At 59.3% G+C, this 25,499-nt stretch carries 23 protein-coding genes; 18 read left to right on the top strand and 5 right to left on the bottom strand.

The window, feature by feature from the left end; translation table 11 throughout:
• Window positions 1-161: 161 nt before the first annotated feature.
• Window positions 162-1,391 (bottom strand): phosphoglycerate dehydrogenase, encoded by a 1,230-nt coding sequence (serA, locus tag ACN1C3_RS20840; RefSeq protein ID WP_419117649.1) that lies wholly within the window; start codon window positions 1,389-1,391, stop codon window positions 162-164.
• A 204-nt stretch (window positions 1,392-1,595) separates the two neighbouring features.
• On the opposite strand from serA, the gene ACN1C3_RS20835 reads away from it, so the two are divergent.
• From ACN1C3_RS20835 to ACN1C3_RS20825, 3 genes are all read left to right on the top strand, one after another.
• Complete coding sequence (locus tag ACN1C3_RS20835) at window positions 1,596-2,990, top strand: FAD-binding oxidoreductase (RefSeq protein WP_419117648.1); 1,395 nt, start codon at window positions 1,596-1,598, stop codon at window positions 2,988-2,990.
• 29 nt (window positions 2,991-3,019) lie between these two features.
• Window positions 3,020-3,688: a fumarylacetoacetate hydrolase family protein gene (locus ACN1C3_RS20830; protein ID WP_419117647.1), complete on the top strand. Its 669-nt coding sequence runs from the start codon at window positions 3,020-3,022 to the stop codon at window positions 3,686-3,688.
• A gap of 87 nt (window positions 3,689-3,775) precedes the next feature.
• A complete protein-coding gene (locus tag ACN1C3_RS20825) occupies window positions 3,776-4,693 on the top strand; it encodes an SdiA-regulated domain-containing protein (protein ID WP_419117646.1) in 918 nt (305 codons plus the stop codon).
• 123 nt (window positions 4,694-4,816) lie between these two features.
• On the opposite strand, the gene rpiA is transcribed toward ACN1C3_RS20825, so the two are convergent.
• The gene (rpiA, locus tag ACN1C3_RS20820; RefSeq protein WP_419117645.1) at window positions 4,817-5,491 is read right to left on the bottom strand and encodes a ribose-5-phosphate isomerase RpiA; all 675 of its coding nucleotides are present in this window, start codon (window positions 5,489-5,491) and stop codon (window positions 4,817-4,819) included.
• 145 nt (window positions 5,492-5,636) lie between these two features.
• Here rpiA and ilvA point away from each other — a divergent pair, with 145 nt between their 5' ends.
• Both ilvA and ACN1C3_RS20810 read left to right on the top strand, forming a co-directional pair.
• On the top strand, window positions 5,637-7,151 hold the full coding sequence (gene ilvA, locus ACN1C3_RS20815; protein WP_419117644.1) for a threonine ammonia-lyase, biosynthetic: 1,515 nt from the start codon (window positions 5,637-5,639) through the stop codon (window positions 7,149-7,151).
• 39 nt (window positions 7,152-7,190) lie between these two features.
• The gene (locus ACN1C3_RS20810; protein WP_419117643.1) at window positions 7,191-7,619 is read left to right on the top strand and encodes a DUF2269 domain-containing protein; all 429 of its coding nucleotides are present in this window, start codon (window positions 7,191-7,193) and stop codon (window positions 7,617-7,619) included.
• A gap of 53 nt (window positions 7,620-7,672) precedes the next feature.
• Here the strand turns inward: ACN1C3_RS20810 and ACN1C3_RS20805 are convergent, their stop codons facing one another.
• Entirely contained in the window at window positions 7,673-8,329 is a 657-nt protein-coding gene (locus ACN1C3_RS20805; RefSeq protein WP_419117642.1) for an HAD family hydrolase, read from the bottom strand.
• Between the two features lie 143 nt (window positions 8,330-8,472).
• Between ACN1C3_RS20805 and ACN1C3_RS20800 the strand changes: the two genes are divergently transcribed.
• Both ACN1C3_RS20800 and ptsP read left to right on the top strand, forming a co-directional pair.
• Window positions 8,473-8,952 (top strand): RNA pyrophosphohydrolase, encoded by a 480-nt coding sequence (locus tag ACN1C3_RS20800; RefSeq protein ID WP_150806187.1) that lies wholly within the window; start codon window positions 8,473-8,475, stop codon window positions 8,950-8,952.
• A gap of 22 nt (window positions 8,953-8,974) precedes the next feature.
• Window positions 8,975-11,254, top strand: a complete 2,280-nt coding sequence (gene ptsP, locus ACN1C3_RS20795) for a phosphoenolpyruvate--protein phosphotransferase (protein ID WP_419117641.1) — start codon at window positions 8,975-8,977, stop codon at window positions 11,252-11,254.
• A gap of 127 nt (window positions 11,255-11,381) precedes the next feature.
• Here the strand turns inward: ptsP and ACN1C3_RS20790 are convergent, their stop codons facing one another.
• Window positions 11,382-12,128: an NRDE family protein gene (locus ACN1C3_RS20790; protein ID WP_419117640.1), complete on the bottom strand. Its 747-nt coding sequence runs from the start codon at window positions 12,126-12,128 to the stop codon at window positions 11,382-11,384.
• 122 nt (window positions 12,129-12,250) lie between these two features.
• Between ACN1C3_RS20790 and ACN1C3_RS20785 the strand changes: the two genes are divergently transcribed.
• The 3 genes from ACN1C3_RS20785 to ACN1C3_RS20775 all read left to right on the top strand — a co-directional run bounded on the left by ACN1C3_RS20785 (window position 12,251) and on the right by ACN1C3_RS20775 (window position 14,958).
• Window positions 12,251-13,033, top strand: coding sequence for a sulfite exporter TauE/SafE family protein (locus ACN1C3_RS20785; protein WP_419117639.1), 783 nt, complete (start codon window positions 12,251-12,253; stop codon window positions 13,031-13,033).
• A gap of 83 nt (window positions 13,034-13,116) precedes the next feature.
• Entirely contained in the window at window positions 13,117-13,938 is an 822-nt protein-coding gene (gene lgt / locus ACN1C3_RS20780) for a prolipoprotein diacylglyceryl transferase (RefSeq protein WP_419117638.1), read from the top strand.
• A gap of 48 nt (window positions 13,939-13,986) precedes the next feature.
• Window positions 13,987-14,958, top strand: coding sequence for a thymidylate synthase (locus ACN1C3_RS20775; protein ID WP_419117637.1), 972 nt, complete (start codon window positions 13,987-13,989; stop codon window positions 14,956-14,958).
• A gap of 125 nt (window positions 14,959-15,083) precedes the next feature.
• Here the strand turns inward: ACN1C3_RS20775 and cadR are convergent, their stop codons facing one another.
• Complete coding sequence (gene cadR / locus ACN1C3_RS20770; protein ID WP_419117636.1) at window positions 15,084-15,533, bottom strand: Cd(II)/Pb(II)-responsive transcriptional regulator; 450 nt, start codon at window positions 15,531-15,533, stop codon at window positions 15,084-15,086.
• 85 nt (window positions 15,534-15,618) lie between these two features.
• On the opposite strand from cadR, the gene ACN1C3_RS20765 reads away from it, so the two are divergent.
• The 8 genes from ACN1C3_RS20765 to ACN1C3_RS20730 all read left to right on the top strand — a co-directional run bounded on the left by ACN1C3_RS20765 (window position 15,619) and on the right by ACN1C3_RS20730 (window position 25,464).
• Window positions 15,619-17,898, top strand: coding sequence for a heavy metal translocating P-type ATPase (locus ACN1C3_RS20765; protein WP_419117635.1), 2,280 nt, complete (start codon window positions 15,619-15,621; stop codon window positions 17,896-17,898).
• A gap of 16 nt (window positions 17,899-17,914) precedes the next feature.
• A complete protein-coding gene (locus ACN1C3_RS20760) occupies window positions 17,915-18,778 on the top strand; it encodes a LysR family transcriptional regulator (protein ID WP_419117634.1) in 864 nt (287 codons plus the stop codon).
• Window positions 18,779-19,041: 263 nt separating this feature from the next.
• Window positions 19,042-20,118 carry a putative 2-aminoethylphosphonate ABC transporter ATP-binding protein gene (locus tag ACN1C3_RS20755; RefSeq protein ID WP_419117633.1) on the top strand — a complete coding sequence of 359 codons (1,077 nt, stop codon included), beginning with the start codon at window positions 19,042-19,044 and terminating at the stop codon, window positions 20,116-20,118.
• Window positions 20,118-21,842: a putative 2-aminoethylphosphonate ABC transporter permease subunit gene (locus ACN1C3_RS20750; RefSeq protein WP_419117632.1), complete on the top strand. Its 1,725-nt coding sequence runs from the start codon at window positions 20,118-20,120 to the stop codon at window positions 21,840-21,842. Before ACN1C3_RS20755 ends, ACN1C3_RS20750 begins: the two co-directional genes overlap by 1 nt.
• A 47-nt stretch (window positions 21,843-21,889) precedes the next feature.
• On the top strand, window positions 21,890-22,915 hold the full coding sequence (locus tag ACN1C3_RS20745; protein ID WP_419117631.1) for a putative 2-aminoethylphosphonate ABC transporter substrate-binding protein: 1,026 nt from the start codon (window positions 21,890-21,892) through the stop codon (window positions 22,913-22,915).
• A 187-nt stretch (window positions 22,916-23,102) separates the two neighbouring features.
• Window positions 23,103-24,236, top strand: coding sequence for a TIGR03364 family FAD-dependent oxidoreductase (locus ACN1C3_RS20740; protein ID WP_419117630.1), 1,134 nt, complete (start codon window positions 23,103-23,105; stop codon window positions 24,234-24,236).
• Window positions 24,236-24,793, top strand: a complete 558-nt coding sequence (locus ACN1C3_RS20735) for a phosphonate degradation HD-domain oxygenase (RefSeq protein ID WP_419117629.1) — start codon at window positions 24,236-24,238, stop codon at window positions 24,791-24,793. The genes ACN1C3_RS20740 and ACN1C3_RS20735 overlap by 1 nt, the downstream gene beginning before the upstream one ends.
• Window positions 24,794-24,933: 140 nt before the next feature.
• A complete protein-coding gene (locus ACN1C3_RS20730) occupies window positions 24,934-25,464 on the top strand; it encodes a hypothetical protein (protein WP_419117628.1) in 531 nt (176 codons plus the stop codon).
• The last annotated feature ends 35 nt before the right edge of the window (window positions 25,465-25,499 follow it).

The raw sequence follows: 25,499 nt of genomic DNA, 5'->3' as shown, positions 1-25,499 counted from the left end.
GCGTCAATTGATGGCATTGATGGGCTGAAAGGCCCTTTTTTCCTGAGCACCTCAGAAAAACAAATGCCCCGACAAGTCGGGGCATTTGTTTTTTGGCCTTGGCCGGCTGTGTTTTCACACAGTCTGCCGAGAGGTCTCCCTTTTTCGTTGGCACTGGAAGCTTAGAACAACACACGGCAACGGATGGTGCCGTTGACGTGTTGCAGCTTCTCTTGCGCCAGGTCCGAGTACTCGGCGTCGACGTCGATAACGACGTAGCCGACTTTCTCGTTGGTCTGCAGGAACTGACCGGAGATGTTGATACCGTTTTCGGCGAAAACTTTGTTGATCTCGCTCATCACACCCGGGATGTTCTCGTGGATGTGCAGCAAACGGTGCTTGCCAGGGTGAGCCGGCAGGGCCACTTCCGGGAAGTTGACCGAGGACACCGAGGTACCGTTGTCGCTGTACTTGACCAGTTTCTCTGCCACTTCCAGACCGATGTTGGCCTGGGCTTCAGCAGTGGAGCCACCGATGTGCGGGGTCAGGATCACGTTGTCCAGGCCACGCAGCGGGCTTTCGAACTCTTCGTCGTTGGAGCGCGGCTCCACCGGGAATACGTCGATGGCTGCGCCGATCAGGTGTTTGTCCTTGATTGCGTCCGCCAGGGCTTGCAGCTCAACCACGGTGCCGCGAGCGGCGTTGATCAGAATGCCGCCCTTTTTGATCGCGCGGATTTCTTTCTCACCGATCATCCACTGGGTGGAAGCGGTTTCCGGAACGTGCAGGGTAACGATGTCGGACATGCCCAGCAGCTCGGTCAGGCTGGCGACCTGAGTCGCGTTACCCAATGGCAGCTTGGTGATGGTGTCGTAGAAGTACACCTGCATGCCCAAGCCTTCAGCCAGGACCGACAACTGAGTACCGATCGAGCCGTAACCAACGATGCCGAGCTTCTTGCCACGGATTTCGAAGGAGTTGGCCGCGCTTTTGATCCAGCCGCCACGGTGGCAGGAAGCGTTCTTCTCAGGAATGCCGCGCAACAACAGGATCGCTTCAGCCAACACCAACTCGGCCACCGAACGGGTGTTGGAGTAAGGCGCGTTGAAGACAGCGATGCCGCGTTCGCGAGCAGCGTTGAGGTCGACCTGGTTGGTGCCGATGCAGAAACAGCCAACAGCGACCAGTTTCTTCGCGTGATCGAAGATCTCTTCGGTCAGTTGAGTACGGGAGCGAATGCCGATGAAGTGAGCATCAGCGATCTTTTCCTTCAGCTGGGCTTCCGGCAGAGAACCAGTGAGGTACTCAATGCTGGTGTACCCGGCGGCCTTGAGGACGTCGACAGCGGATTGGTGGACGCCTTCGAGAAGAAGGAACTTGATCTTGCTCTTGTCGAGGGAAGTCTTGCTCATCTGCTTAAACCTGTGTCCCGGAGAAAAGTGGCAGGGAAGTGGACAGCCTGAGCTGACCTGAGCGGCATGACAGCCGTCACCGCAGAACGCCTTTGGGCACTATCCTGCGGGGGCGGTATGCTAGCATATGCACCCCGCTAAACACTCATTCCTGCGACGTGAAGCGTTCTCAGGATGACCATGAATTGTTCGAGAGTTCTGTCGATGACCAATCCTGCCTTGATTGAAGAGCTGAAGACCCTGGTTGAGCCTGGCAAGGTGCTGACCGATGCCGACTCCCTGAATGCTTATGGCAAGGATTGGACCAAGCATTTCGCTCCGGCCCCTACCGCCATCGTGTTCCCGAAAACCACCGAGCAAGTCCAGGCCATCGTGCGCTGGGCCAATCAGCACAAAATCGCGCTGGTGCCCTCCGGTGGGCGTACCGGGTTGTCAGCGGCAGCAGTAGCGGCCAATGGCGAAGTGGTGGTGTCGTTCGACTATATGAACCAGATCCTCGACGTGAACATGACTGACCGCACCGCGATCTGCCAGCCGGGCGTGGTCACCGAGCACTTGCAGAACGTGGCTGAAGAAAAAGGCCTGTACTACCCGGTGGACTTCGCGTCGGCCGGTTCCAGCCAGATTGGCGGCAATATCGGCACCAACGCCGGCGGGATCAAGGTGATTCGCTACGGCATGACCCGTAACTGGGTCGCTGGCATGAAAGTCGTGACCGGCAAGGGTGACCTGCTGGAGCTGAACAAAGACCTGATCAAGAACGCCACTGGCTACGACTTGCGTCAGCTGTTCATCGGCGCCGAAGGCACGCTGGGTTTTGTCGTCGAAGCCACCATGCGTCTGGACCGGGCGCCGAAAAATCTCACCGCGATGGTCCTCGGCACGACCGATTTCGACTCGATCATGCCGGTTCTGCATGCGTTCCAGAGCAAGCTGGACCTGACCGCCTTCGAGTTTTTCTCTGATAAAGCGCTGGCCAAAGTGCTGGCCCGTGGCGACGTACCGGCACCATTCGAAACCGATTGCCCGTTCTACGCGCTGCTGGAATTCGAAGCGACCACTGAAGAAGTGGCCAACCACGCCCTGGAAACCTTCGAACACTGCGTCGAAGAGGGTTGGGTACTCGACGGTGTGATGAGCCAGAGCGAGTCGCAGCTGCAGAACCTTTGGAAGCTGCGCGAATACATCTCCGAAACCATTTCCCACTGGACGCCGTACAAGAACGACATTTCGGTGACTGTGTCGAAAGTCCCGGCATTCTTGAAGGAAATCGACGCGATCGTCGGCGAGCACTATCCTGATTTCGAAATAGTCTGGTTCGGCCACATTGGCGACGGCAACCTGCACTTGAACATCCTAAAGCCTGAAAACCTGAGCAAGGATGAGTTTTTCGCCAAGTGCGCGACCGTCAACAAGTGGGTGTTCGAAACCGTCGAGAAGTACAACGGTTCGATTTCCGCCGAGCATGGCGTCGGCATGACCAAGCGTGATTACCTGACCTACAGCCGCTCGCCGGTTGAGATCGAATACATGAAAGCCGTCAAGGCGGTGTTCGACCCGAACGGCATCATGAACCCGGGCAAGATCTTCGCGGTTTGACGTTCTATCTTTGAAGCAGGAGTCGGTAAATGAGCTATCAGCACCAGTATGTCGACGGTACGCGTATTCACTTCCCGGTCGGGAAAGTGGTGTGCATTGGCCGCAACTATGCCGAACACGCCAAGGAACTGGACAATCCGGTGCCTACCGAGCCGTTGCTGTTCATCAAGCCGGGCAGTTGTGTCGTTGCGCTTGAAGACGACGGCTTCACGATTCCGACCGAGCGTGGCTCGGTGCACTACGAGGCTGAAATTGCCGTGTTGATCGGCAAGCCGCTGTCGACCAGGCCGAGCCGCGAAGAAGTACTCGACGCGATTTCCGGTTTTGCTCCGGCGCTGGACCTGACCTTGCGCGACAAACAGGCTGAGCTGAAAGCCAAAGGCCTGCCGTGGGAAATCGCCAAGTCCTTCGACGGTGCGGCGGTACTGGCACCGTTCGTGGTCGGCAGCACCTTCGCTGACCTGGCCGACATCGGCATTCGCTTGACCATCAATGGCGAAGTCCGTCAGGACGGCAACAGTCGCGACATGCTCAACCCGATCGTGCCGATGATCCAGTACATGGCCGGCTGTTTCTCGCTGCAGGCCGGTGATGTGATCCTGACCGGCACCCCGGTGGGCGTCGGCCCGCTGAATGTCGGTGATGAACTGGTGCTGGAATTGCCGGGCGTGAGCAGCTTCAATAGCAGCGTTCGCTGAGGGGAAGGACGGTATCTACGGCCATTAAGCTTGAATTCATACCGTCGTGGTATTTCATCCGCCCGTTTTGTTTTTGAGCTTGCCTGAATGCGTCGATTTGCCCGCCCTAAACCTTTATTGCTGCTTGTCAGTCTGGTCGCCCTGGCGCTGCTGGGGCTGGCCGGGCAGCATTATCGATTTTTCGAGCGTGCCTGGTTCAACCTGCAGACCTGGTGGCAGCCGGCGGATGCTCGGTCCATGGGGCTGGCGGATTACCGGGTGTCAATCGAGGCCAGGGTCATCGTAGGTCTGGATGCCGATGTCTCGGCGCTGACCTACGATCCGGACCGCAACAGTCTGTTCACCGTCACCAATAAAAACTCCGAACTGATCGAACTGTCCCTCGACGGTCGGGTTCTTCGTCGTGTGCGGTTGATCGGTTTCGGTGATCCGGAAGCCGTGGAGTTCATCAGCGCCAATACCTATGTGATTGCCGATGAGTATCAGCAGCGGTTAATCAAGGTCCATCTGGAAGACAACACGGTCTTTCTCGATGCCGCCGACGCGGAGCAAATGACCCTCGGCGTGCACATGAGCGGCAACAAAGGGTTTGAAGGTCTTGCCTACGATTCGGTGGGTAAACGGCTGTTCGTCGCCAAGGAACGCGACCCGATGTTGATTTATGAAGTGCAGGGGTTTCCCCACTTTCAGGATGAGAAGTCCTATTCAGTGCACGTACTGAATAACCCGAAGCGCGATGCCGGTCTGTTTGTCCGCGATCTGTCCAGTCTGCAATACGACGAGCGCAGCGGTCATTTACTGGCGCTGTCCGATGAGTCGAGGCTGGTTCTGGAGCTGGATGTGGACGGTCAGCCGTTGAGCACGATGTCACTGAGTAAGGGCAGTCAGGGTTTGCAGAAGACTGTGCCACAAGCGGAAGGCATCGCCATGGACGACGACGGCACCCTGTACCTCGTCAGCGAGCCAAACCTTTTTTACGTCTTCAAGAAGCCGCCACAACCCTGACCAGCACCCCAAAACAACTGTGGGAGCGAGCCTGCTCGCGATAGCGGTCTGTCATTCAACATCTCTGTCGACTGACACGGCCTCATCGCGAGCAGGCTCGCTCCCACAGGTTTTGTGATTGTCTTATTGGGCGCGCAGGGTTTTCACGCCTTCACTGGTGCCCAGCAGCAGCAGGTCAGCCGGACGTGCTGCGAACAAGCCGTTGGTGACCACGCCGACGATGGCGTTGATCTGACGCTCCAGCTCCACCGGATGGGTGATCTGCATGTTGAACACGTCGAGGATGATGTTGCCGTTGTCGGTCAACACGCCTTCACGGTAAACCGGGTCGCCGCCCAGCTTCACCAGTTCGCGGGCCACGTGGCTGCGGGCCATCGGAATCACTTCGACTGGCAAGGGGAAGGCGCCCAGTACCGGCACCAGTTTGCTGGCGTCGGCGATGCAGATGAAGGTCTTGGCCACGGCCGCGACGATTTTCTCGCGGGTCAGGGCTGCGCCACCGCCCTTGATCAGGTTCAGGTGTTCGTCGCTTTCATCGGCGCCGTCGACGTAGAACTCCAGATCGCTGACGGTATTGAGCTCATACACCGGAATGCCGTGGCCCTTGAGGCGTGCGGCGGTGGCTTCGGAGCTGGCGACCGCGCCGTCGAACGCGCCCTTGTGCAGGGCCAGGGCGTCGATGAAACAGTTGGCGGTGGAGCCGGTGCCGACCCCGACGACGCTCTTGTCGTCGAGTTTCGGAAGGATGAAGTCGACGGCGGCCTGAGCCACTGCCTGTTTGAGTTGATCCTGGGTCATGCGGGCTCCGAGGGTGCCGAAGGGGAACGAGAGGCGGGCATTATAGCCGCATGCCCGGTTAAAACCTCTTGATTCGTGTGGTCGCACGGCCAAACGCTGAGTTAGACTCCTTGGCCCTGCCCAACCCGCTCAGTGATGCTTTCCGATGCTCGAACAGTACGTCAAGAAGATCCTCACCTCGCGCGTTTATGACGTTGCCGTAGAAACCCCATTGCAGCCTGCCCGCCAGCTCTCCGAGCGGCTGGGCAATCAGATCTGGCTCAAGCGTGAAGACTTGCAGCCCGTGTTCTCGTTCAAGATTCGCGGCGCTTACAACAAGCTCACCCAGTTGACCGATGAAGAGCGCTCTCGTGGCGTGGTCACCGCATCGGCCGGCAACCATGCACAAGGCCTGGCCCTGGCGGCCAAGGTGCTGGGGGTCAAGGCAGTCATTGTGATGCCAAAAACCACCCCGGAGATCAAGGTCGAAGGCGTGCGCTCCCGTGGCGGCAAAGTAGTGCTGCACGGCGATTCCTTTCCGGAAGCATTGGCTTACTCGCTGAAACTGGTCGACGAAAAAGGCTACGTCTACATCCACCCGTACGATGATCCGCACACCATTGCCGGGCAGGGCACCGTGGCGATGGAGATTCTGCGTCAACATCCGGGACGTCTGGATGCCATTTTTGTCCCGGTGGGCGGCGGCGGCCTGATCGCCGGGATCGCGGCTTATGTGAAATACCTGCGACCGGAAATCAAAGTCATTGGCGTCGAACCCGATGACTCCAATTGCCTGCAAGCGGCCATGGCGGCCGGCGAACGTGTGGTATTGCCGACCGTAGGCATCTTCGCCGATGGCGTGGCTGTGGCGCAGATCGGCCAACACACCTTCGATATCTGCAAAGACTATGTCGATGAAGTGATCACCGTCAGTACTGACGAGATTTGTGCGGCGATCAAGGACATCTACGACGATACCCGCTCGATCACCGAACCTGCTGGTGCTTTGGGCGTGGCCGGGATCAAGAAATATGTCGAGTTGTATGGTGTCAACGGCCAGACGCTGGTCGCCATCGATTCCGGCGCCAACGTCAACTTCGACCGCCTGCGCCATGTCGCCGAGCGCGCCGAGTTGGGTGAAGGTCGTGAAGCCATTATCGCCGTGACCATTCCAGAAAAGCCCGGTAGCTTCAAGGCGTTCTGCGAAGCCATCGGCAAGCGTCAGATCACCGAATTCAACTATCGCTACAACACCGGCAGCGAAGCGCACATTTTCGTCGGCGTGCAGACTCATCCAGAGAACGACCCGCGTAGCGCGTTGATCAGCAGCCTCGCCGAGCAAGGGTTCCCGGTCATCGACCTGACCGACAACGAATTGGCCAAGTTGCACATTCGCCATATGGTGGGCGGCCATGCCGCCCATGTCAGCGATGAAGTGGTGTTCCGTTTCGAGTTCCCGGAGCGGCCGGGCGCGTTGTTCAACTTCCTCAACAAGCTCGGCGGGCGCTGGAATATTTCGATGTTCCATTATCGCAACCACGGCGCTGCCGATGGGCGAGTGGTTGCCGGCCTGCAAGTGCCCCACGACGAGCGCCATCTGGTGCCCGCGGCACTGGCGGAGATCGGCTACCCGTACTGGGATGAAAGCGACAACCCTGCGTATCAGCTGTTCCTTGGCTGAACGACTACGCTGATGGGCAGGCTATAAGGAAATCGAACAATGGAAACGTTAACCGCCCTGAAAATCGCGCATGTCGTGGCGACGGTGCTGCTGCTGATCAGCGCGCTGGGGCTGGCAATCTGGGTATGGCGCACGCGCCGAAATGGTGATGCGACTGCTCACGCCCGTACCTTGCAACGGCCGCGAGTGTTCATCTGGCTGGTCATGGGGTTGGCGTTGCTGAGCATGCCGTTCACCGGCTGGTGGATGGTGCATCTGGTGGGCTGGCCGCTGGGGCAGACCTGGCTGCTGGCGTCCAGCGTGCTCTACACCGTGGCGGCACTTGGCTGGTTCTGGCTGCTGGTGCGGCTCAATCGGCTGCGCAAGATGCCGACGGGGAGCAATGGGAAGTTTACGTTTGCTTTGGCGTTGTTCAGCTTTGTGTGTGTTATCGCCATTGCCGGGTTGATGGGCGCCAAGCCGGTTTAGGGCTTTAGACCGGGTTGGCCCCATCGCGATCCGACTTGCTCGCGATGGCATTCTCAGTCGCGCAGAGAGATCACCGGCCAACCCCGTTTCTCAGCCTCTGCCCGCAAGTTCGGATCAGGATCTACCGCCACCGGATTTGTCACCAACTCCAGCAACGACAAATCATTCATCGAATCGCTGTAGAAGTAGCTGTCTTGCAGGCTAAACCCAGTCTCTTTCAACCAACGGTTCAGACGCGTTACCTTGCCCTCGCGAAAGCATGGGACGTCGGTGCTGCGTCCGCTGTAGCGGCCGTCGATCATCTCGCACTCGGTGGCGATCAGGGTTTCGACGCCCAGGCGTGCGGCAATCGGCCCGGTGACGAAGCGGTTGGTGGCGGTGATGATCACCAGCTTGTCACCGGCGGCGTTGTGTTTGGCCAGCAACTCAATGCCCTTGGGCAGCACGATCGGTTCGATGCAGTCGCGCATGTAATCGCGATGCCACTCATCCAGCACGGCCATCTCGGTGCGGCCGAGGACTTCCAGGCAGAAGTTCAGGTACGCGGCGTTATCCAGCTTGCCGGCCAGGTAATCCTGGTAGAACTCATCGTTGCGTGCTTTGTAGGTGACGGCGTCGAGGAACCCTCGTTCGCACAGGTAATCGCCCCAGGCGTGGTCACTGTCGCCGCCCAAAAGCGTGTTGTCCAAGTCGAATAAAGCCAGGCGCATTGCGGTTACTCGCTGAAAAGTCTGTAAAAAGGTGTCCAGAATACGGTCTTTTCACAAGAGTGCACATAAGGTAGACCGGCTCGTTGCTGCTTTCACAACCTTTGTGGAACAATGCGGCGACATGCGTTTGCGAGGTTGTTGCCGTGATCGACCCCGATGGTTTCCGCCCCAATGTCGGGATCATTCTGACGAATGATGCCGGCCAGGTGCTATGGGCTCGCCGTATCAATCAAGATGCCTGGCAGTTTCCTCAGGGTGGTATCAATCCCCAGGAGACGCCGGAAGACGCCTTGTACCGCGAGTTGAACGAAGAAGTGGGTCTGGAACGCGAAGATGTGCAAATTCTCGCCTGCACCCGGGGCTGGTTGCGCTATCGTTTGCCGCAACGTCTGGTGAGAACGCACAGCCAACCGCTATGCATCGGCCAGAAACAGAAGTGGTTTCTCCTGCGCCTGGTCTCTAACGAGCAGCGGGTGCGGATGGATTTGACCGGTAAACCGGAGTTCGATGGCTGGCGCTGGGTCAGCTATTGGTATCCGTTGGGCCAGGTGGTGACATTCAAGCGCGAGGTGTATCGACGCGCTCTCAAAGAGCTTGCCCCGCGCCTTTTAGCGCGCGACTGACGACGGAGTTCGACCCCGAGCCATGCTCAATACGCTGCGCAAGATCGTCCAGGAAGTTAACTCCGCCAAGGATCTCAAGGCGGCGTTGGGGATTATTGTGTTGCGCGTCAAGGAAGCCATGGGCAGCCAGGTCTGCTCAGTCTATCTGCTGGACCCTGAGACCAACCGTTTCGTGCTGATGGCCACCGAGGGCTTGAACAAGCGCTCGATCGGCAAGGTCAGCATGGCGCCCAATGAGGGTCTGGTTGGCCTGGTCGGCACGCGTGAAGAACCTCTGAACCTCGAAAACGCCGCTGATCACCCGCGTTATCGCTACTTCGCCGAAACCGGCGAGGAGCGCTTCGCCTCCTTCCTTGGCGCACCGATCATTCACCACCGCCGTGTCGTCGGCGTGTTGGTCATCCAGCAAAAAGAGCGGCGCCAGTTCGATGAAGGTGAAGAAGCCTTCCTGGTGACCATGAGTGCCCAGCTCGCCGGGGTTATCGCCCACGCCGAAGCCACTGGCTCGATCCGCGGTCTGGGTCGTCAAGGCAAAGGTATTCAGGAAGCCAAGTTCATCGGCGTACCGGGTTCGCCTGGTGCTGCGGTCGGTACGGCGGTGGTCATGCTGCCGCCGGCGGATCTGGACGTGGTGCCAGACAAAACCATCACCGACATCGAGGCCGAGCTAGGGCTGTTCAAGACTGCGATTGAAGGCGTGCGCGCCGACATGCGCACGCTGTCCGCCAAGCTTGCCACTCAGCTGCGTCCGGAAGAGCGGGCACTGTTCGACGTCTACCTGATGATGCTCGACGATGCTTCGCTGGGCAGCGAAGTGACCACTGTGATCAAGACCGGTCAGTGGGCTCAGGGCGCCTTGCGCCAAGTGGTTACCGACCACGTCAACCGTTTCGAATTGATGGACGACGCTTACCTGCGCGAGCGGGCATCGGACGTCAAAGACCTTGGCCGCCGCCTCTTGGCCTATCTGCAAGAAGAGCGTCAGCAGACGCTGGTTTACCCCGATAACACCATTCTGATCAGCGAAGAACTGACGCCGGCGATGCTCGGCGAGGTGCCGGAAGGCAAGCTGGTGGGTCTGGTCTCGGTCCTGGGTTCGGGCAACTCCCACGTGGCGATCCTGGCCCGGGCCATGGGTATCCCGACGGTGATGGGTCTGGTTGACCTGCCGTATTCCAAGGTCGACGGCATTCAAATGATCGTCGACGGCTACCATGGCGAGGTCTACACCAACCCGAGTGAAGTGCTGCGCAAGCAGTTCGCCGAGGTTGTCGAAGAAGAGCGGCAGCTGGCCCAGGGGCTGGATGCACTGCGCGACTTGCCGTGCGTGACCCTCGATGGTCACCGCATGCCATTGTGGGTCAACACCGGCCTGTTGGCGGACGTGGCGAGAGCGCAAAAGCGTGGCGCCGAGGGCGTGGGTCTGTACCGCACCGAAGTGCCGTTCATGATCAATCAGCGCTTTCCGAGTGAAAAAGAGCAGCTGGCGATTTATCGCGAGCAACTCGCCGCCTTCCATCCGCAACCGGTGACCATGCGCAGCCTGGACATCGGCGGCGACAAGTCGCTGTCGTATTTCCCGATCAAGGAAGACAACCCGTTTCTCGGCTGGCGCGGAATCCGCGTCACCCTCGACCACCCGGAAATCTTCCTGGTACAGACCCGCGCCATGCTCAAGGCCAGCGAGGGCCTGAACAACCTGCGCATTCTGCTGCCGATGATCTCCGGCACCCACGAGCTGGAAGAAGCACTGCACTTGATCCACCGTGCCTGGGGCGAAGTGCGCGACGAAGGCACCGACGTGCCGATGCCGCCGGTTGGCGTGATGATCGAAATCCCTGCGGCGGTGTATCAGACCAAGGAACTGGCGCGGCAGGTGGACTTCCTTTCGGTCGGCTCCAATGACCTGACCCAATACCTGTTGGCCGTGGACCGCAACAACCCACGGGTTGCCGATCTCTATGACTACTTGCACCCGGCGGTGCTGCAAGCCTTGCAAAACGTGGTGCGTGATGCCCATGCCGAAGGCAAGCCGGTGAGTATCTGCGGCGAGATGGCCGGTGATCCGGCGGCGGCGGTGCTGCTGATGGCGATGGGCTTCGACAGCCTGTCGATGAACGCCACCAACCTGCCGAAAGTGAAGTGGATGCTGCGTCAGATCAACCTGAGCAGGGCCAAGGAACTGTTGGCGGAGTTGATGACCATCGACAACCCGCAAGTTATCCACAGCTCGCTGCAACTGGCGCTGAAGAATCTCGGGTTGTCGCGGATGATCAGTCCGGCGTCGATGAAACCGCTTTAAAGGCGAGTTACACCTGTTTGATCGTGCCCATGCTCTGCGTGGGCATGCAGCCTTCGACGCTCTGCGTCGGTGACGCGGAGCGTCATGGGATGCGTTACCACGCAGAGCGTGGGAACGATCCTTGGGATTAAACCCTCACCTCAACCTCCCCCAAATGCCCGCCATAGGGCCCAAAACTGCGCTCCACGATGTGCCGCAAACCATCGGCATGAACAATCAGCGCCGTACTGGCGCGGGTGCCATACGTGGGGCTGGCGATAAACACACTCGACAGCAAGCTCTCGGTCGCCAGGCCGACCCCGGTGTCGGGCAACTCGGCAAAGGGCGCGGTTTGTGAATCGTTCAACAGCGCGAGCAGCGCCTGGGGCTGCGGATCATCCAGCACCTCACTCAATGCTGCCTTGGCCTTGAGCACTTTAGGCCATGGCGTATCGAGTCCCGCATTGGAGAGCCCATAAATACCGGCCGCTAAACGCGTGGGGTTAGTCTCCAGCGCGTTGTAATGCCATACCGCGTCTGCAGTACCCACCAACAGGTTGAACCCCGCATACTCGACCGATCTGCCGATAACGTCGGCCAAATAGTCTTCCACCGGCATGTCCCCGCTGAGAAAACGCGCCACCAGTTCGCCCCGTGATCGACGCGCCGCAGGTTGATGGGGATTACGGATATTGGTCAGCGCTGCAAAGCGTCCAGCGGCGCCGACGCCAAGCCAGGTGCCTCCAGCCTCCAGATCTCGGCCGGCATAAACGTGAGGCGCCTCGGGCCACTGCGCCAATGGCAGGCTGGGGCGGGCATAGAACTCATCGCGGTTGGCGGCGACGATCAGCGGCTGGACGTGACCAGGGCGCCAAGCGAATACGATCAGGCACATAAGGTTATCCCTTTGTGTTTTTTGCCCACTCTACGCACAGATCAGGCGGGTATCCATCGCCATCCAGTGGAGCCCAAGGCCATGCATCCGTTACCATGCCGGTCTTATTTCGGGATGCACCCATGGAATTTCTGCTCTATCTGCTGCTGGGCGCCTGTGCGGGCGTGCTGGCCGGGCTGTTTGGCGTTGGCGGCGGAATCATCATTGTCCCGGTGCTGGTGTTCAGTTTCACCTTGCAAGGTTTCGATGCGTCGGTGCTGACTCACCTGGCGGTCGGTACCTCCCTGGCGACGATTATCTTTACCTCGGCCAACGCGGTCCGCGAGCACCAGCGCAGAGGCGCGGTGCTCTGGCCGATTTTTGTCTGGTTGACGGTCGGGATCCTCATCGGCGCCGGTTTCGGCGCGCTGACGGCCGAAGCCATCTCCGGGCCGAACCTGCAGAAAATCATCGGCGTGTTTGCTCTGGTCATTTCCGTGCAACTGGCCCTGGACGTCAAACCCAAGGCCAGCCGAACCGTTCCCGGAAAGCTCGGTCTGACCTTGGCCGGCAGCGTGATCGGCTGGGCTTCGGCGATTTTCGGTATTGGTGGCGGCTCGTTGACCGTGCCGTTCCTGACCTGGCGTAGCGTGCCGATGCAGCAGGCGGTGGCCACCTCATCGGCCTGCGGCCTGCCCATTGCTTTGGCAAGTGCATTAAGTTTTATGGTTCTGGGCTGGCATGATCCGCTGCTGCCAGCTCATAGTCTGGGGTTCATTTATTTACCCGCGCTGCTCGGGATTGCCCTGACCAGCATGGTTTTCGCACGTTTCGGCGCGCGCCTGGCGCACAAGCTGTCGCCGCGTTTGCTGAAGCGAATGTTCGCCGCCTTGCTGTTTTGCGTGGGCTTGAGCTTTCTGCTCTGACACATGTCGCAACGTTGGCTTAATCCTGGTCTGGCATGGTCCAGGCCGGAATGTTCAGGTTTGAACTCTAATGAGGAGTCGTAATGCTGCCTTACCCGCAGATTGACCCGGTGGCCCTGGCCATCGGCCCGCTGAAAATCCACTGGTACGGCTTGATGTACCTGGTCGGCATCGGCGGCGCCTGGCTGCTGGCGTCGCGTCGGATGAACCGTTTCGACCCTACCTGGACCAAGGAGAAACTCTCCGACATGGTCTTCTGGATGTCGATGGGGGTGATTGTCGGCGGCCGACTGGGTTATGTGCTGTTCTACGATCTGAGTGCTTACCTGGCCAATCCGACGCTGATCTTTGAAGTGTGGAAAGGGGGGATGTCGTTCCACGGCGGCTTTATCGGGGTCATGTTGGCGGCCTGGTGGTTCGGCAAGCGCAACGGCAAGTCGTTCTTCGAGCTGATGGACTTCGTCGCGCCGATGGTTCCAATTGGCCTGGGTGCCGGGCGTATTGGCAACTTCATCAACGCCGAGTTGTGGGGCAAGCCGACTGACGTGCCTTGGGCGATGGTGTTTCCGCCGTTCAGCGATCCTGCGCAACTGGCACGCCACCCTTCGCAGCTCTACCAGTTCGCACTGGAAGGCGTCGCGCTGTTCGCGATCCTCTGGCTGTTTTCGCGCAAACCGCGGCCGACCATGGCCGTGTCCGGTATGTTCGCGTTGTTCTACGGAATCTTCCGCTTCATCGTCGAGTTTGTCCGGGTGCCTGACGCCCAGCTCGGCTATCTGGCGTGGAACTGGCTGACCATGGGTCAGGTGCTGTGCGTGCCGATGATCGTCGGCGGTCTGTTCCTGATCTGGCTGGCTTATCACCGCGCCCCGGCGGCTCCGGCTACGAAAGACGCTGCGCTTTAAATTCGAACCCCGGGGCGACGGCTCCGGGTTCAAGGACACAGGTAATTCATGAAGCAATATCTCGATCTGGTCGCCCACGTCATCAAGAACGGCACCAAGCAGGCCAACCGCACTGGCGTGAACACCATCAGTTTTCCCGGCGCCATGCTGCGCTATGACCTGAAGGAAGGTTTTCCGGCGATCACCACCCGCAAGATGGCCTTCAAGTCGGCCATCGGCGAGATGGTCGGATTTCTGCGTGGGGTGAACAACGCCGCTGAATTCCGTGCTCTGGGCTGTAAGGTCTGGGATCAGAACGCCAACGAAAACGCGCAGTGGCTGGCCAATCCGTTCCGTCAGGGTGATGACGACCTGGGCGAGATCTACGGCGTGCAATGGCGCAAATGGCCGGCGTACAAGCAGATCAGCACCAGCAATCAGGCGGCGATCGACCTGGCGCTGAGCCAAGGCTACCGGCAGATCGCTGAAGGCGAAGAAGATGGTCAGGCCTATGTGGTGCTGTACAAGGCCATCGACCAGATTCGCCAGTGCGTCGACACCATCATCAAGGACCCGGGCAGCCGACGGATTCTGTTCCACGGCTGGAACTGCGCCCAGCTCGATGAAATGGCCTTGCCGCCGTGCCATCTGCTGTATCAGTTCCACCCGAATGTCGAGACGAAGGAAATTTCCCTGACCCTCTACATCCGCTCCAACGATTTGGGCCTTGGCACGCCGTTCAACCTGACCGAGGGCGCGGCACTGCTAAGCCTGATCGGTCGCCTGACCGGCTACACGCCGCGCTGGTTCACCTATTTCATCGGTGATGCCCACGTCTACGAAAACCACCTCGACATGCTCAACGAACAGCTCACCCGTGAGCCGTTCCCGATGCCGAAACTGGTGATTTCCGAGCGTGTGCCGGAGTTTGCCAAGACCGGTGTGTACCAGCCTGAGTGGCTGGAGCTGATCGAACCGAGCGATTTCTCGCTTGAAGGCTACCAACACCACGCGCCGATGACCGCGCCGATGGCTGTTTAAGCTTTAGCACCGAGTAAATGTGGGAGCGGGCTTGCTCGCGAAGAGGGAGTGTCAGTCGATAGAAATGTTGTCTGACGCACCGCTTTCGCGAGCAAGCCCGCTCCCACATTGGTTATATGGTGTCCTTAATGCCCGTGGCTTCTGCCGACATGCGAATGCTCGGCTTCACTCGCCACCACTGAACCACTCACTTCCAGCCGTTGCAAAATCCCGCACTGATCGATATCCGGCCCTTCGCTGCAGCGTTGGCGCAGGTCGAGCAGTTGTTCCTGCAAGGCCAGCAAGCCGTCGATCCGCGCTTTGACGTGGTGGATGTGTTCGTCGATCAGGGCGTTGACGCTTTCGCATTGGCCTTGCGGACTGTCACGCAGACCCAGCAGGCTGCGGATTTCCTCGAGGGTCATGTCGAGGGTGCGGCAGTTGCGGATAAAGGTCAGTCGCTCGGTGTGGGCCTGGGTGTACAGCCGGTAATTGCCTTCACTGCGCGCAGGTGGAGGTAGCAGGCCTTCGCGTTCGTAATAACGGATGGTTTCGACCTGACAGTCAGTCAGTTTCGCCAGCTCACCAATTTTCATTTCGAATCATCTCCGATGGATGCTTGACCCTATAGTGGCTACAGGGTGTTCACTTGGCAACAGACACCTTTTCGGACGCGACCCAATGAGCGACTCCATCCACACCCACAAACCCGATGCTGACCATCAGCATGCTGGTCACGATCACGGGCAAAAATTCCAGCCAGTCGATAAGCACGATCACGCCAGTCATCAGCACGCCTGCTGCTCGGCGGTTGCGGCACCGTCGGTTATCAAGCTGAGCGAAGCCTCCACGGTCGGCGCACGCTTGAGCAGTTTCCGCATCGAAGCCATGGATTGCCCGACCGAGCAGACGCTGATCCAGAACAAGCTCGGCAAGCTTTCGGGTGTGCAGCAACTGGAATTCAACCTGATCAATCGGGTGTTGGGCGTCACTCACGACCTACCGTCCACCGCACCCATTGTCGAGGCGATCAAATCCCTTGGCATGCAAGCCGAGCCCATCGAGCAGGGCACCGATGCTGAGATAGCGATCCCAATCCCTGCGAAAAAGCCCTGGTGGCCGCTGGCGTTGTCCGGCGTCGGCGCTTTGGCCGCCGAAGTGATTCACTTCACTCATGCGGCACCGACTTGGGTGGTGGCGTTCATTGCGCTGGTGTCGATCCTCAGTGGCGGTTTGGGGACTTATAAGAAGGGTTGGATCGCCCTGAAAAACTTCAACCTGAACATCAACGCGCTGATGAGCATTGCGGTGACGGGTGCGGTATTGATCGGTCAGTGGCCGGAAGCGGCGATGGTGATGTTCCTGTTCACCGTGGCCGAGTTGATCGAAGCCAAATCCCTCGACCGCGCGCGCAATGCAATCAGTGGCTTGATGCAGATGACGCCGGAACAGGCCACGGTGCAGCAGGCTGACGGCAGTTGGCTTGAACGTGAAGTGAAAAGCATCGAGTTGGGCGCGTTGGTCAGGGTTCGTCCGGGCGAGCGTATCGCTCTAGACGGTGAAGTGGTCTCCGGTAACTCGACCATCGATCAGGCACCGATCACCGGTGAAAGCCTGCCGATCGAGAAAACCATCGGCGATAAAGTCTTCGCCGGGACCATCAATCAATCCGGCTCCTTGGAATTCAAAGTGACGGCGGCGGCGAACAACTCGACGCTGGCGCGGATCATCCATGCAGTAGAACAGGCCCAGGGCGCAAGGGCGCCGACTCAACGTTTCGTCGACACCTTCGCCAAGGTCTACACGCCGGTGGTGTTCATCTTTGCTTTAGCCGTGGCGGTAATTGCGCCGTTGTTCATGGGCGGTGTCTGGTTCGAGTGGATCTATCGCGCACTGGTGCTGCTGGTGGTCGCTTGCCCATGCGCCCTGGTGATTTCCACTCCGGTGACCATCGTCAGCGGCCTCGCGGCAGCGGCGCGCAAAGGCATTCTGATCAAGGGCGGCGTGTACCTGGAGGGCGGTCACAAGCTCGATTACCTGGCGCTGGACAAGACCGGCACCATCACCCACGGCAAACCGGTGCAGACCGATTATCTGTCCCTTGATCCGATCGCCGACGAGATCGCCCCGGGTATTGCCGCCAGCCTGGCCGGGCGCTCGGATCACCCGGTGTCTTTGGCCATCGCCAATGCAGCTGTGGATAAACAGCTGACGCTGCATGCTGTGGACAACTTTGAAGCCCTGAGCGGTCGCGGTGTGCGCGGTGAAATCGGTGGTCAGCTCTACCATTTGGGCAACCATCGTTTGGTGGAAGAGTTGGGCCTGTGTTCGCCCGAGCTGGAAGAGAAGCTGTTCGCCCTGGAAAAACAGGGAAAGTCCGTGGTGCTGCTGCTCGACACGTCGGGTCCGCTGGCGCTGTTCGCTGTGGCGGATACGGTTAAGGAATCCAGCCGCGAGGCGATCCAGCAGCTGCACGAGTTGGGCATCAAGACTCTGATGCTGACTGGCGACAACCCGCACACCGCCCAGGCGATTGCTGCCCAGGTTGGCATCGATCAGGCGCAGGGCAATCTGCTGCCGACCGACAAGTTGCAAGCCGTCGAGGCCTTGTACGCTCAAGGCCAGCGGGTCGGCATGGTCGGCGACGGCATCAATGATGCGCCGGCGCTGGCCCGTGCCGAGATCGGTTTCGCCATGGCCGCGGCCGGCACTGATACTGCGATTGAGACTGCTGATGTCGCCCTGATGGACGATGATCTGCGCAAGATCCCGGCATTCATCCGGCTCTCGCGGCAGACCTCGAGTATCCTCAAGCAAAATATCGCCTTGGCGTTGATCATCAAGGCACTCTTTCTTGGGGTAACCTTCGCAGGCTTCGCCACCATGTGGATGGCGGTGTTTGCCGACATGGGCGTGAGCCTGTTGGTGGTGTTCAATGGTTTGCGTCTGTTGCGCAAATAGACAATGAGAGGATGCAGTGCTGAGTGCCGAGCTGAAGGCTTTTTACATGGTCGCCCGCCTGGGCAGCATTACCCAGGCGGCAAAAAAGCTTGGCCTGAGCCAGCCGACGGTGACGACGCAGATTCGTCATCTGGAAAGCCAGTATTCAGTTGAATTGTTCTACCGCGGCGGCCGCCGCTTGAGCGTCAGTGATGATGGCGCGCGGCTCCTGCCAATGGTCAAAGTATTGTTGCAGCAGGAAGCCGATATCGAGTTTTTCCTGCGCAACAGTGGCCAGGTGCAAGGCACGCTGCGCATCGCCGCCACGGCGCCTTATTACATTCTCGATCTGGTGAAGACCTTCCGCGAGCGCTTGCCCCAGGTTGAGGTCTCGGTGGAGATCGGTAATTCGCAGCAGGTGCTGGAGTCCCTGGAGGAATACCGGGTCGACATCGCCGCCTCTTCGCAATTGCTGGAAGACGCGCGACTGATTCGCCGGGTGTTGGGCAGCGATCCGCTGGTGCTCGCGGTGCATCGCAATCATCCGCTGGCCGCCCATGAGCATGTGCCGCTCAGTGCATTGGCCGGGCATACCCTGTTGATGCGCGAGGCGGGCTCGACCACTCGTCGACTGACCGAAGACCTGCTGCAGAACGCCAACGTCAGTTTCGGCCCGCTGCTGGAAATCGGCAGCCGCGAATCGATCCGTGAAGCGGTGCTGCGCAACATTGGCATCAGCATCATCGCCCGCCACGAAGTGCCTCACGACCCGCAACTACGAGTGCTGACCTTCGAGGGGGCGCCGCAGATTGTCGAATACCTGTATTGCCTCAAGGAACGAAAAGGCGCGCGCTTGCCGGCGGCGTTTCTGGGGTTGGCGCAGGAAATGGCGGGCTGTTGAGGATGTGCAGTGGCTTTGAGATCGAATCGCGAGCAAGCCCGCTCCCACACTTGATCTGTGTCAGCCCTCAATGGATTGATCGGCACAAATCTAATGTGGGAGCGGGCTTGCTCGCGATAGCTACAGACCAGACACCCTAAAACTCAAGTCGATCATCAAACCAAAATCCACCAATACCACTATCGGCAACTTTTGCCTCGTTGCCACAAGTCCTACGCATTCGGTCCCTAGGATGGCCTTCATCTGCTTGATGAGGTCCGTCCATGAACCATTCGATCGCAACTGCCCTGACCAACCCCGGTGCGCCGATGAAGGTGCGCGGTGTTCAGAAACGCTTCGGTGCGTTCACCGCGCTGGATAACGTTTCGCTGGACGTCGCCGCCGGCGAGCTGGTGTGCCTGCTCGGTCCGTCCGGTTGCGGCAAGACCACACTGCTGCGCTGCATCGCCGGTCTTGAGCGTCAGGACAGCGGCGAGTTGTACCTCGGCGACCGCAACGTTTCCCTTCTTGCACCGCAAGCCCGGGACTACGGCATTCTGTTTCAGTCCTACGCGCTGTTTCCCAATCTCACCGTCGAAGCCAACATTGCCTACGGCCTCGCCGGCAGTGGCCGCGATGAAGTGCGCCAGCGCGTCGGGCAGATGCTCGAACTGGTCGGCCTGATCGGCAGCGAGAAGAAATACCCCGGCCAGTTGTCCGGCGGCCAACAACAGCGTGTGGCCTTGGCTCGGGCCCTGGCGCCGGCACCGTCCTTGTTGTTGCTCGACGAACCCATGTCGGCCCTCGACGCTCGGGTTCGCGAGCATCTGTGCACCGAGTTGCGCCAACTGCAACGCAACTTGGGCATCACCACCCTGATGGTCACCCACAATCAGGACGAGGCGATGCTGATGGCCGACCGGATTGCCGTGATGAACAACGGCAAGGTCGAGCAGTACGCCACGCCGCAGGACATCTATGACAAACCGGCGACGCCGTTCGTGGCCGAGTTTGTTGGCCAGGGTAACTGGCTGCCGTTCCAGCGCAACAGCGACAGCCATGCTCAGGTCGGTGGAATGAATATGCGCCTGGCCGAAGGTTCCGGCCGGGCCGCCTCGGGCCGTTTGTTCTGCCGTCCGGAAGCCATCAGCGTCAACCCGCCGGTGCATGAAGAAAACCTGTTCCCGGCGCGGGTTCGTGAAATCACCTTCCTCGGCAACCGCTGCCGCATGAGTTTCGAACTCAACCAGTTGCCCGGTCATTCACTGCTCGCCGAACTGGCGCCAGAAGCCATGCCGCGATTGGGTGCGCAAGACATCATGGTCGCTTTGCCGCCGCGCAGCTTGCAGGTGTTTGCCTGATGAGCGCCCACGTTGCCCTGCCGATACCGCACAAGCAGATTCGGCAGACCACCCGCGCCGAGATTGGTGATCGGGTGTTCGTCGTCGGTGGCAAAGTCTTGCTGCTGTGCCTGTTGGGCGTTGCGGTGCTGATGCCGTTGTTGGCGATTTTCTGGCGTGGCTTCAGCGCCGAAGCCGGGCAGGGCGGTGGGCTGGTGGCCGCGCGCGAACTGGTGACCAGCGCCAACTTCCACTGGCTGCTGGGCAATAGCCTGAAAGTTTCTCTCAGCGTTGCGGCCATCGTCGTACCGCTGGCCTATCTGTTTGCCTATGCCTTGCAGCGCACCTTGATTCCGGGCAAAGACATCTGGCGTGCAATGTCGTTGTTGCCGCTGATGGCGCCGTCGATGCTGCCGGGGATCGCCCTGGTTTATCTGTTTGGCAACCAGGGCATGCTCCGTGGTCTGGTCTCGGAAAACATCTACGGCTTCTGGGGCATTGTCCTTGGTGAAGCGATTTACACCTTTCCTCACGCCTTGATGATTCTGCTGTCGGCCTTGTCCCTGGCCGATGCGCGTTTGTTCGACGCCGCATCGAGCATGGGGGCGAGCCCGGCCAAGGCCTTTCGCAGCATCACCTGGCCGGCAACCCGTCAGGCCGTTTTCGCTGCGTTTTGTCTGGTGTTCACCCTGACCATCACCGACTTCGGCGTGCCCGTGGTGGTCGGTGGCGACTACCAAGTGCTGGCGTTGGAAGCCTACAAAGCAGTGGTCGGCCAGCAGCAGTTTGGTCGTGGCGCCTTGATTGGCATGGTGCTGTTGCTGCCGGCGCTGTTCAGCTTCGGCGTCGATGCCTGGTTGCGCCGTCGTCATGGCGATTCCATGAGCGGTCGGGCGCAGGTCTTTCAGCCAGCGCCGTCGCGGCGGCGAGACGCTTGCTACCTGGCTATCGTCCTGCTGATTTGCGCGGTGCTGTTGCTGGTGTTCGGCATGGCGGTGTACTCCTCGCTGGTCAAATTCTGGCCGTACAACCTGTCGCTGTCGCTCAATCACTACCAGTTCAACGACACCGCAGGTGGCGGTTGGCTGGCCTATGGCAACAGCGTGAAGATGGCTTTGTGCACGGCGTTGATCGGCAGCGTGCTGATCTTCACCGGTGCCTACTTGATGGAGAAAACCAAAGGTCAACGTGGTTTAAACCTGGCTCTGCGCATGCTCAGTTTTGTGCCGATGGCGGTGCCCGGTTTGGTGCTCGGCCTGGGCTACGTGTTTTTCTTCAACCTCAATGGCAACCCGCTGCATGTGTTCTACGGGACCATGACCCTGCTGGTGGTCTGCACCATTGCTCACTATTTGACCACCGCGCAAATGACCGCGACCACTGCGCTGCGTCAGCTCGACGCCGAGTTTGAAGCCGCTGCGCTATCGCTCAAGGCGCCGCTCTATCGGCATTACCTGCGGGTCACCGTGCCGATTTGCTTGCCAGCGTTACTGGACATCGTCCGCTATTTGTTCGTCTCGGCGATGACCACGGTCTCGGCCGCGATCTTTCTCTACAGCCCCGACACCATCCTCGCGGCGGTGGCAGTGCTGAACATGGACGACGCCGGCAACGTGGGCGGCGCGGCAGCCATGTCGACGCTGATTCTGTTCACCTCGGCGGGCGTCTCGCTGCTGCTGGCCTGGGCCTCGCGGGGGTTGCTACGCCGCTCCCAGGCCTGGCGGCAAACCGCGCCCGGCATTTGATTCGCTCCACAACTCACCCTGATCCGCACTCACAAAGGAACCGCACCATGTTCAAGCCCTTGGCTCTTGCCGCTGCTGTCCTCACTGCTTTCAGCCTGAATGCCTTCGCAGCGAAAACCGAATTGACGGTCTACACCGCTCTCGAAGCTGAGCAACTGAAGACCTATAAAGAAGCCTTCGAGAAGTCCAACCCGGACGTCGAGATCAAGTGGGTGCGCGACTCCACCGGGATCATCACCGCCAAGCTGCTGGCCGAAAAGGCTCGTCCGCAAGCTGATGCGGTCTGGGGGCTGGCGGCGTCGAGCCTGGCTATCCTCGACCAGCAAGGCATGCTGCAAAGCTACGCGCCCAAGGATCTGGGCAAGATCGGCGACAACTATCGCGACGCTGCCAACCCACCGGCCTGGGTCGGAATGGACGTTTGGGCGGCGACCATTTGCTTCAACACCGTTGAGGCCGAGAAGCAGGGGCTGACCAAACCCGTGAGCTGGCAGGACCTGACCAAACCTGAGTACAAAGGCAAGATCGTCATGCCGAACCCGGCGTCGTCCGGTACCGGTTTCCTCGATGTCAGCGCCTGGTTGCAGACCTTCGGCGAGAAGCAGGGCTGGCAGTACATGGACGACTTGCACCAAAACATCGGCCAATACGTTCACTCCGGTTCCAAGCCGTGCAAATTGGCTGCTGCGGGTGAGTTCCCGATCGGCATTTCCTTTGAGTATCCGGCCGTGCAGTTGAAACGCCAGGGTGCGCCGCTGGATATCATCTTGCCGAAAGAGGGCCTGGGCTGGGAAATCGAAGCCACGGCGGTGATCAAAGGCACGCCACACATCGATGCTGCGAAGAAGCTCGCCGACTTCTCTGCAAGCCCGGCAGCGATGGAGTTGTACAAAGAGAACTTCGCCGTTCTGGCTCAGCCGGGTATCGCCAAACCGCAGACCGAATTGCCGGCTGACTACGAGCAGCGCCTGATCAAGAACGACTTTGCCTGGGCCTCGAAAAATCGCGACAACATCCTCACCGAATGGCGCAAGCGCTATGACGGCAAGTCGGAAAAAGTTGTCGCTAAGTAGCTGTGCAAATCCCTGTGGCGAGGGAGCTTGCTCCCGCTCGGCCGCGAAGCGGTCGTAAAGCCGGTGAACGCATTCTTCCTGAAGGGACTACGTATGCTGGTTTGGGGACTGCTTCGCAGTCCAGCGGGAGCAAGCTCCCTCGCCACAGGGGATCTCGGTCGTGCTTAAGATTTCTCCAGGAAAAAACATGGCTAATCACAGCGACATGCTGATTGTCGGCGCGGGGATTCTTGGTTTATCCCACGCTTATGCCGCAGCCAAACGCGGCTTGCGGGTCAAGGTCTTCGAGCGTAGCGCCACACCGTTGGGTGCCTCGGTGCGCAACTTCGGTCAGGCGCTGGTCACGGGCCAACCGCCGGGACCGATGCTGGAACTGGCGCGAGCCAGCCGCGAAATCTGGGGCCAATGGGCGCAGGTGGCCGGCTTGCAGCTCAAGCGCAACGGTTCTTACCTGTTTGCCCGCACCGAAGCCGAAGAACAATTACTCCAGGCCTTCTGCGCTGGACGCGCGGTGGAGCATGGCTACCGCGTCGAGCTGCTGCGCGGCGCAGCATTGCGCGAGTTGTACGGTGGCCAGTTCAGTCATCACCGCGCAGCGCTGCATGGTATTGATGATCAGCAACTGTATTCCCGCGAAGCGATACCGGCGCTGATTGAATATTTGCGCCGCGAGCTGGGTGTGGAGTTTCACTTTTCTACACTGGTACGCGACATCGAACCCGGCCAATTGCACAGCACTGCCGGCACCTTTCGTGGCGAGCAAATCATCGTCTGTTCCGGGCACGATTATCAGACGCTACTGGCCGAGCAGATCGCTGAATTGACCCCGCAAATTTGCCGCCTGCAAATGCTCCGCGCGCGGCCGCAGATCAATCTGAATCTGCAACACGCGCTGCTGACCGGGTTGAGTTGTGTGCACTACGGCGCCTTCGTCGACTTACCGGAAGCCGCGCCGGTGCAGGCACAGATTCTTCGCGATTCACCCCATTTGCATGAGCACGGCATTCACTTGCTCATCAGCCCGACGCCCTATGGCGAGCTGATCATTGGCGACTCTCACCATTACGGCAGCGATCCCTCGCCGTTCAACGCCGAGCAGGTCGACAACTGGCTGATCGAACTGGCCGAACAAACCCTGGGCTTCAAGGTGCAAGTGGTTGAACGCTGGCAGGGCGTCTATGGTTCTCGCGGGCCCGGGCCGTTTTCGTTTCTGCGTGCGGCACCGGGAGTGAGCGTGGCGTTGATGCACACCGGCGTGGGCATGAGCGTCGGGCCGGCAATGGCTGAGCGTAACGTCGCGACCTTGTTGGGGGAACGTTGATGAATCGCAGTGAACAGGTGATCGCCGAGGTCTTCGGCTTGTACGAGCAATTCGGTGACAACGATTACATCGGCGAGCCGGTATCGCAGCTTGAGCACATGTCCCAAGCCGCGCAGCTGGCGATGGCCGAGGGCTTCGATGATGAAGTGGTGCTGGCGGCGTTCTTTCATGACATCGGGCATATCTGCGGGCATGGCGCTGAGAACATGGGCGGGTTTGGCGTCGTCAGCCATGAACGGTTGGGGGCGGATTATTTGCGTCGCGCAGGCTTCAGCGAGCGCATGGCGCGGTTGGTGGAGTATCACGTCCAGGCCAAGCGTTATCTGACGTTGAAAGAGGAGGGGTACTACAACCGACTCAGCGAAGCCAGCCGCTGGACCCTGGAATATCAGGGTGGGGTAATGACCTTGGAGGAGGCCGAAGCTTTCGAGCAAAACCCGCTGTGCGCTGTCAGCCTGCGGATAAGGCACTGGGATGAGCAGGCCAAGGACATGTGGGTGCCGGTGATGGATCTGAGTGTGTTGAAGGAAAAGGCTTTGAGGTTATTGGCGGTGTAGCCGCTGTTGAATTCATGATCTGCGATCGTTTGCCTTCATTGATTGGCGAAGTTTCTTACTAAAAATTCAGATACGTCCTATCGAGCAACCGTGGGAGGGTGGACTAGCGTTGTCGACCTTTCAACGTAAGAGAAACAAACATGCGCTATTTGAAAATTACCGCTCAGGATCGCAGTGGCAATCAGAGGGCGGATACCGTTCTGCTACATTTTTTCGAAGCGATAAAAGATTCCGAAGACAAGCTGATTCATAAGGCTTATGCACTGGATATCACGGCAGACGGCAAGGTGGATTTTCAGGTCGGTGACGTCAATAACGACGGCGAAGAGAACACCAAGGATGAAAGGTTGCTCAAGAAGTTTGCAGATGCCTACCTGCAACTGAGTTGGTTCAACCCGGGCGATACGTGGGCGCGTTATCTCAAGATTTATGTCGAGGACTTCGCCCAGGATGGCTCTCCCGATACCGTGCGCCTGCACTTCCACGAGGGGGCGGGCGAGCCGACGGATGAAACCATTGTCTATACCGCGTCTGCGTACGACACCAACAATGATGGAAAGCTGGATTGGCTTGTTCATTTCGATATGGACAACGACGGCGATATCGATGCCGTGGATCAGCGCCTCGTATCGTTACTGAGCAATGAATACCTGAAATTCAAATGGAAATGATCGGTCGCTAGTCACAGAGAGTGATCGTTCCCACG

This window comes from Pseudomonas sp. H11T01 (assembly GCF_048515765.1).
In the GTDB taxonomy this organism is placed as follows: domain Bacteria; phylum Pseudomonadota; class Gammaproteobacteria; order Pseudomonadales; family Pseudomonadaceae; genus Aquipseudomonas.
Note: the sequence above shows the minus strand (reverse complement) of the source record. Positions and strands in the feature narration are given on the sequence as shown.

Excerpts from the sequence above, each read along its gene's own strand:
- ilvA (WP_419117644.1), top strand. The coding sequence starts at position 5,637 with ATGCTCGAACAGTACGTCAAGAAGATCCTCACCTCGCGCGTTTATGAC.
- ACN1C3_RS20755 (WP_419117633.1), top strand. The coding sequence starts at position 19,042 with ATGAACCATTCGATCGCAACTGCCCTGACCAACCCCGGTGCGCCGATG.
- ACN1C3_RS20740 (WP_419117630.1), top strand. The coding sequence starts at position 23,103 with ATGGCTAATCACAGCGACATGCTGATTGTCGGCGCGGGGATTCTTGGT.
- ACN1C3_RS20835 (WP_419117648.1), top strand. The coding sequence starts at position 1,596 with ATGACCAATCCTGCCTTGATTGAAGAGCTGAAGACCCTGGTTGAGCCT.
- ACN1C3_RS20825 (WP_419117646.1), top strand. The coding sequence starts at position 3,776 with ATGCGTCGATTTGCCCGCCCTAAACCTTTATTGCTGCTTGTCAGTCTG.
- ACN1C3_RS20810 (WP_419117643.1), top strand. The coding sequence starts at position 7,191 with ATGGAAACGTTAACCGCCCTGAAAATCGCGCATGTCGTGGCGACGGTG.
- ACN1C3_RS20765 (WP_419117635.1), top strand. The coding sequence starts at position 15,619 with ATGAGCGACTCCATCCACACCCACAAACCCGATGCTGACCATCAGCAT.
- ACN1C3_RS20790 (WP_419117640.1), bottom strand. The coding sequence starts at position 12,128 with ATGTGCCTGATCGTATTCGCTTGGCGCCCTGGTCACGTCCAGCCGCTG.
- serA (WP_419117649.1), bottom strand. The coding sequence starts at position 1,391 with ATGAGCAAGACTTCCCTCGACAAGAGCAAGATCAAGTTCCTTCTTCTC.
- ACN1C3_RS20785 (WP_419117639.1), top strand. The coding sequence starts at position 12,251 with ATGGAATTTCTGCTCTATCTGCTGCTGGGCGCCTGTGCGGGCGTGCTG.
- ACN1C3_RS20730 (WP_419117628.1), top strand. The coding sequence starts at position 24,934 with ATGCGCTATTTGAAAATTACCGCTCAGGATCGCAGTGGCAATCAGAGG.
- lgt (WP_419117638.1), top strand. The coding sequence starts at position 13,117 with ATGCTGCCTTACCCGCAGATTGACCCGGTGGCCCTGGCCATCGGCCCG.
- ACN1C3_RS20745 (WP_419117631.1), top strand. The coding sequence starts at position 21,890 with ATGTTCAAGCCCTTGGCTCTTGCCGCTGCTGTCCTCACTGCTTTCAGC.
- ACN1C3_RS20775 (WP_419117637.1), top strand. The coding sequence starts at position 13,987 with ATGAAGCAATATCTCGATCTGGTCGCCCACGTCATCAAGAACGGCACC.
- rpiA (WP_419117645.1), bottom strand. The coding sequence starts at position 5,491 with ATGACCCAGGATCAACTCAAACAGGCAGTGGCTCAGGCCGCCGTCGAC.
- ACN1C3_RS20830 (WP_419117647.1), top strand. The coding sequence starts at position 3,020 with ATGAGCTATCAGCACCAGTATGTCGACGGTACGCGTATTCACTTCCCG.
- cadR (WP_419117636.1), bottom strand. The coding sequence starts at position 15,533 with ATGAAAATTGGTGAGCTGGCGAAACTGACTGACTGTCAGGTCGAAACC.
- ACN1C3_RS20735 (WP_419117629.1), top strand. The coding sequence starts at position 24,236 with ATGAATCGCAGTGAACAGGTGATCGCCGAGGTCTTCGGCTTGTACGAG.
- ACN1C3_RS20805 (WP_419117642.1), bottom strand. The coding sequence starts at position 8,329 with ATGCGCCTGGCTTTATTCGACTTGGACAACACGCTTTTGGGCGGCGAC.
- ptsP (WP_419117641.1), top strand. The coding sequence starts at position 8,975 with ATGCTCAATACGCTGCGCAAGATCGTCCAGGAAGTTAACTCCGCCAAG.
- ACN1C3_RS20750 (WP_419117632.1), top strand. The coding sequence starts at position 20,118 with ATGAGCGCCCACGTTGCCCTGCCGATACCGCACAAGCAGATTCGGCAG.